At 65.9% G+C, this 6,292-nt stretch carries 5 protein-coding genes; all 5 read right to left on the bottom strand.

Annotated elements, in window-relative coordinates; translation table 11 throughout:
• Positions 1–235 precede the first annotated feature (235 nt).
• Complete coding sequence (locus ACU0AG_RS08625; RefSeq protein WP_482781860.1) at positions 236–1,411, bottom strand: acyl-CoA dehydrogenase family protein; 1,176 nt, start codon at positions 1,409–1,411, stop codon at positions 236–238.
• Positions 1,412–1,566: 155 nt separating this feature from the next.
• Positions 1,567–2,763: an ABC transporter permease gene (locus ACU0AG_RS08620; protein ID WP_482781859.1), complete on the bottom strand. Its 1,197-nt coding sequence runs from the start codon at positions 2,761–2,763 to the stop codon at positions 1,567–1,569.
• The gene (locus tag ACU0AG_RS08615) at positions 2,763–3,479 is read right to left on the bottom strand and encodes an ABC transporter ATP-binding protein (protein ID WP_482781858.1); all 717 of its coding nucleotides are present in this window, start codon (positions 3,477–3,479) and stop codon (positions 2,763–2,765) included. The genes ACU0AG_RS08620 and ACU0AG_RS08615 overlap by 1 nt, the downstream gene beginning before the upstream one ends.
• Positions 3,476–4,795: an efflux RND transporter periplasmic adaptor subunit gene (locus ACU0AG_RS08610; protein ID WP_482781857.1), complete on the bottom strand. Its 1,320-nt coding sequence runs from the start codon at positions 4,793–4,795 to the stop codon at positions 3,476–3,478. The genes ACU0AG_RS08615 and ACU0AG_RS08610 overlap by 4 nt, the downstream gene beginning before the upstream one ends.
• Positions 4,792–6,180: an efflux transporter outer membrane subunit gene (locus ACU0AG_RS08605; protein ID WP_482781856.1), complete on the bottom strand. Its 1,389-nt coding sequence runs from the start codon at positions 6,178–6,180 to the stop codon at positions 4,792–4,794. Before ACU0AG_RS08605 ends, ACU0AG_RS08610 begins: the two co-directional genes overlap by 4 nt.
• Positions 6,181–6,292 lie beyond the last annotated feature (112 nt).

Raw genomic sequence — 6,292 nt, 5'->3', positions numbered from 1 at the left:
GGCGACTTCAGAACCCGGAGGTCAATGGGCCAACACCGACCAATTCTGCGGATCTCATGGCCGCCAGAGAAAGTTTCTGCCCTATGCAGGCACCAGCGTCTCGGTCAGCGAATCGGAACACCTCGGCCCTTATCTTGCTTTCGGACGAATGGGATTCGATCGGGCCGGTCGTTGAGCGATATGCCTCCGCCCCAGACAGAGTTCTTCCGACCATCGCCAAATCCGGCAGCCCCCCTTAATCGCGGGCAGCCTTCCATTCGCGCTTGATCTTCTTGGCGAGACTCCATTTGTGGACCTCGGTCGGACCGTCGTAGATGCGGAAGGCGCGGATTTCACGGAACACCTGAGCAACGATGGTGTCATCGGTCACGCCGGTCCCGCCCATCACCTGCACACAGCGATCCGCCACCCGCATCAGCGCCTCCGACACGGCGACCTTCGCCATCGAGCTTTCCGCCGTGCCGAGCGATCCGGTGTCGAGCACGCCCGCGCACCAGTCGATCATCAGCTCCGCCTGTTTCAGATCGATCAGGTTTTCGGCCAGCATGAAGCCGACGCCTTCGTGATCAACCAAAAGCTTGCCGAAAGCCTCGCGGCGGCAGGCATAGTCGGTCGCGATTTCATGGGCGCGGATGCAGGCCCCGAGCCAGCGCATGCAATGCGAAAGGCGCGCCGGCGCGAGCCTGATCTGGGCATAGCGGAAGCCCTCGCCCGCCTCCCCCAGCATCTGGTCGGCAGGCACCCGCAGGTTCTCGATCGCCACCACGGCATGGCCGCCGGGCATCGAGGAATCGATGGTGTTCGGCACCCGTTCGATGCGGATGGCGGGATCGGGCAGGTCGACCAGGAACATGCAGGCGCCCTCGTCCGATTTCGCCATGACGATCCCGACCCCGGCCCCATCGGCACCGGTGATGAAGGCCTTTCGCCCGTTGATCACCCAGTGGTTGCCATCCTGGCGGCAGGTGGTGCGCATCATCGAAGGATCGGATCCGGCACCCCCTTCGGCGGCAGGCTCGGTCATGAAAAAGGCGGACCGCGCCCGCCCCTCGACCAGCGGCTTCAGGAACCGCTCCCGGATTTCCGGGCTGCCGACCTTGCCGAGGAGATACATGTTGCCCTCGTCCGGCGCGGCGGTGTTGAGCGCGAGCGGGCCGAGTGGCGAAAGGCCGGTGGCGCGCAGCACAATCGCGGTTTCGGCCTGCGTCAGATGCCTGCCATCGGGCAGGATATGCGGTGTTAGCAGGCCTGCCGCGCGCGCCTTGTCCTTCATTTCGGCGACCAGTTCATCGGACGGGCAATCATGGTGATCGCGGCGCGGATCGCGTTCGTAAGGCACGATCGTCTCGCGCACGAAAGCCTCGACGCGGGCGGCGAGTTCGTGCGCGGCGGCGAGGCCAATCCCGCTCATGCGGCGGCGCTCCGGATTGCGGGCGTGTGGGTGTGCATCTGTGTGTCCTCAGTTCGTCAATGGCAGGGCGGGCTGCACTGTGCGCCATCGCCTCTGCCACGAGAACCCGCGTTTTTGCTGCTTGCCTTCGATGCTGCGCGGCAGCGCGGGCCTGCCTATTCGTGGCGCAGCGCGTCAATCGGATCGAGCTTCGAGGCGCGGCTGGCGGGATAGTATCCGAACACGATCCCCATCGAGGATGCGAACAGGAAGCTGACGATGTTGATCGTGGGGTCAAACACGTAAGGCACATCGATTGCCGCGGCCAGCCCGATCGAGGCGAGGAAGCCCAGCCCGATCCCGACCAGACCGCCCAGCGCGCACAGCACCACCGCCTCGGTCAGGAATTGCAGCCGCACCTCGCGTGCCAGCGCGCCGATGGCTAGGCGGATGCCGATTTCGCGGGTGCGCTCGGTCACGCTGACGAGCATGATGTTCATGATCCCGATGCCGCCGACCAGTAGACTGATCGAGGCGATCACCGCCACCATCGCGGTGAGCGCGCCGGTGGCCGCACCCAGCGCCTGATTGACCTGAGCCGTATCGATCACGTTGAAGTCATTGGGCTCGCTGCCCTGCAACAACCGCCGTTCGCGCAGCAGGGCGACCAGCGAATCCTGGATCACTCTCGCCTCGTAAGCTGGATCATATTTGACCACAAAGAAATCGAGGTTGTCGTTGCCCTTGAACCGGCGCTGCACGGTCTTGAGGGGCATATAGACCGTATCGTCATCATCCGCGCCGCCGCCGCCCTGCCCGCGTTCTTCCATGACGCCGATCACCGTGCAGGAAATATCGGACAGCCGCATCCGTGCGCCGACCGGACTGGTTCCCGGCGGAAAGATCGCATCGCGTACCTTGAGGCCGAGCAGGCACACCGCGTTGCCTGCCTCCTGTTCCTGCGGGGTGAAGGCGCGGCCTTCGGCGATCCTGATCGACTGGGCTTCGAGCAGGTCGTTGTTCCCGCCCTGCACCCGCGTGTCCCAATCCTGCCCGTTGTAAAAGGCCGTAGTGCTCGCGCCGACATTGCCCGCCGCGATATCGACCCCGGCGATCTGCTGCTTGACCGCGCGCACATCGGCCTCGTCGAACGGGCGGATGGTCCCGCGGGTGGTGCGCACCGGGAAGATGATGAAATTGCTCGCGCCAAGCGAGGAGATCTCCTCCTGCACCGATGCGGTCACGCCATTGCCCAGCGTCACCATCGTCACCACCGCGGCAACGCCGATGATGATCCCCAGCGTCGTCAGGATCGAACGCAGGATGTGGCGGCGGATTTCGCGCAGGGCCAGCAGGATCGAGGTGCCGAGCATCAGGCGGGGCTGCCTTCTGTCGCCATCACCCCGCGCTCGACCCGCTCGACCAGCCCGTCGCGGAAGCGCACGATGGTTTTGGCGTAGGCGGCCATGTCTTCCTCGTGGGTGACCATCAGGATGGTGATGCCTTCACCGTTGAGGCGCTGGAGCAACTGCATGATTTCCACCGAGCGTTCGCTGTCGAGATTGCCGGTCGGTTCGTCGGCCAGCAGCACATCGGGCTCGGTCACCAGCGCGCGGGCGATGGCGACGCGCTGCTGCTGACCGCCCGACAATTCGGCCGGGGTGTGATCGGCCCAGGGGACAAGGCCCACCTGATCGAGCGCCCGCATCGCCGCCTCGCGCCGCCGCGCCTTGCTCTCGCCGCGATAGAGCAGCGGCAGCTCGACATTTTCGAGCGCGGTGGTGCGCGCCAGCAGGTTGAAGCCCTGAAACACGAAGCCGAGATAGCGCCGGCGCAAGAGGCTGCGCTGGTCGCGGTCAAGTTTCTGCACTTCAATCCCGCGAAACCGGAACACGCCGCCGGTGGGCACATCAAGGCAGCCGAGAATGTTCATCGTGGTCGACTTGCCCGACCCCGAGGGGCCCATGATCGCCACGAATTCGCCCCGCTCGATGGCCAGGTCGACGCCCTTGAGCGCCTGAAACGCCGCCGCCCCGCTGCCGAAGGTCTTGGTGATCCCCTCAAGCTGGATGAGCGGTTGCGCTGTCACTGGCCCGCCGCCTTGACGCCGGTGACGACCTTCATGCCCTGCTTCAGCTCCTTAGACCGCACCACCGTGCGCCGCCCGTCGCTGCGGCCGGTGATGACCTCGATCGCCTTCAGCGTGCCGTCAGCCTGCACCACCTGCACCTGCTGGCGACTGCCTTCACCTATGGTGGCCTGCTGCTTCTGGTCTTCCAGCCCGATCTGCGGCTGGAACACGCCGCCGCCGCCTTCCTCCTTGGCATCGGGGCGGAACCGCAGCGCGGCATTGGGCACCAGCAGCGCCTTGCCGGTGTCCTGCGTGGCGATGGTCGCGGTCGCAGTCATGCCGGGACGGAGCAGGCCATCGGGGTTCTGCACTTCGAGCCGAGCTTCGTAATTGACGACCGATCCGGCGCCCCCTGCCGCCGCCGCGGCTCCGCCGGACTGGCTTTGCACCGTGTTGCTCGATGCCAGATCGACCCGTTGCAGCGTCGCGGGAAAGCGCCTGCCGGGATAGGCATCGACGGTGAAGGTGGCCTTCTGCCCGGCCTTGACCTGGCCCACGTCGGCCTCGTCAATCGACACGCGCAACTGCATTTCGGACAAGTCTTCGGCGATCACAAACAGCGTCACCGTGTTAAAGGCGGCAACCACCGTCTGTCCCGGCTCGATCCGGCGGGCGAGCACCACGCCATTGACGGGCGAGCGGATCACCGCACGGCTGCGGGTGGTGAGGTTGGCCCGCATCTGCGCGCTGGCAGCCTCGATATTGGCCCGCGCCGAGGCGACCGCCGCCTTGTCGCGTTCGACCGCGGCTTCGGCCTGTTCGACCTCGATCTGCGAAGGCACGCGCCCGCCCGAAAGCCGCCGCACTTCTTCCAACCGCGCCAGTTGCACCTTGTCGATATCCAGCGTTGCCTGCGCCTGCGCCAAGGCGGCGCGGGCCGCGTTGAGGTTGGCGCGCGCCTGCGCGATCTGCTGGTCGATGATCTCGGTATTGATCACCGCGATCACCTGCCCGCGGGTCACGCGGTCATTGACATCGACGGCAACGCTGTCGACCGGCCCGGTCACTTCCGCGCCGACTTCGACCTGATTGGTGGGCCTGAGGTTGCCTGTCGCCGATACCGACAGTGACAGCGATTCCTGCACCACTGCCTCGGTAATGTAATCGGGTTTGGGCTTTTCGCTGAACACTGCGGAAAGGATCATCGCCAGCACGATCAGGACGATCAGCGCAGGCAGCCAGTACTTCATGGTCCGCCGCCACATCGGGCGCGGTTTGGTGCCGAGGAACTCGTCCACGCTCGGCACTTCAGCCGGATTGCTCGTCTCGTTCACTCGCCTGGCTCCCTCGCCGCAATATTTTCAAGACCCGCGCCGCCGGGCACCGACCATCCACCACCCAGCGCCCGCGCCAGACTGATAAAGGCCAGTGCCCGCGATGCCTCGGCGTTGACCAGCGCGTTGCGGGTGGCAAGCAGCTGGCTTTCGGCGACCAGCAGGCGCTGGAAATCGATCAATCCGGCCTGATACTGGCTGCGCGCCAGCAAGGCGGCATTTTGTGCGCCCTCGCTCGCTTCGGCCAGCGCGGTCACGCGTTCCGCGCTGGCGGACAGATCGGCATTGGCGCTTTCGACCTCTTGCAAGGCCACAAGGATGCTCTGGCGCCACGCCGCGAGCGATCCGTCGGCAACCGCCTCGGCCCCTTCGATCCGCCCGCGCACCCGCCCGCCATCAAAGATCAACTGCGACAGGCTGGCAAAGATATTGCCGGTGACGATGTCGAACAGATCGCCCGCCCTCGTGCCGCTGGTGCCGATCGTGCCGGACAGACGCGCCAGCGGATAAAGCTGTGTGCGCGCCACGCCAACGCGGTCAAGATCGGCGGCGAGCCGCGCTTCGGCAGCGCTGACATCGGGGCGACGGCGCAGCATGTCGGCAGGCGCCGACAGCGCGACATCGGCAGGCGGTGCAGGAACTGCACGTGGCGCAGCGATCAGTGCGTTGTAAACCCTGCCCGGCGGCTCTCCGATCAGGGTGGAAATGGCATTGGCAACCGCAACCAGATTGCTTTCGATCTGCGGAATCGATGCGGCAGTCTGCGCCCGCTGGGTGCGCGCCTGTTCGACATCGAGGCTGTTGGCCAGCCCCGCCTGATTGCGCCAGCGCGCTATCTGCAAGGTATCGTCCTGGATCGCGAGCGTATCGCGGGCGATTGCCAACTGCGCCGCCAGCGAGCGGGCGGTCACCACCTGGCTTGCCACCTGCGCGACAATCACCCGTTCCAGATCGCCGAGGGAATAGCCCGCCGCCGCAACATCGCTGCGGGCAGCATCGATCGAGCCGTCGATCCGTCCGAACAGATCGACCTCCCACGCCGCATCCGCGCCGAGCGAAAGCAGCACGTCATCGCTGGCAAGATCGCCGACTTCGCGCCGCGCCCCGCCGCTGGCATTGACGGTCGGCACCCGGTCTGCCCGTGCCTGCCGCAGCCCCGCGCGGGCCGCCCTCAGCCGCGTGACAGCCTGTGCCAGATCGAGGTTTTCGCGCTGCGCCTGCGCAACGAACTCCGCCGCCAGCGGATCATCCAGCATCAGCCAGTAGGTATCGAGCGGAATCTCCGCCCCCGCAGGCTCGGCCAGCACCCAGCGTTCCGGAATGGCCTGCACACTGGCAAGGGCCGGCGGATCGCTGCGACCGGCCATGCAACCGGACAAGGCCATTGCTGCAAGGGATATGGCAAGGCCCGCGCGCCTTCTGCCATGTGCAACCGTCACGAGCGGCAATCCTGACAAAGCTGAAATTCCACGATTACCGCCCCTTTGCTGCTGCGTC

It is taken from the genome of Erythrobacter sp. RANMB8 (assembly GCF_056848235.1).
This window is presented reverse-complemented; position numbering and strand designations above follow the sequence as displayed.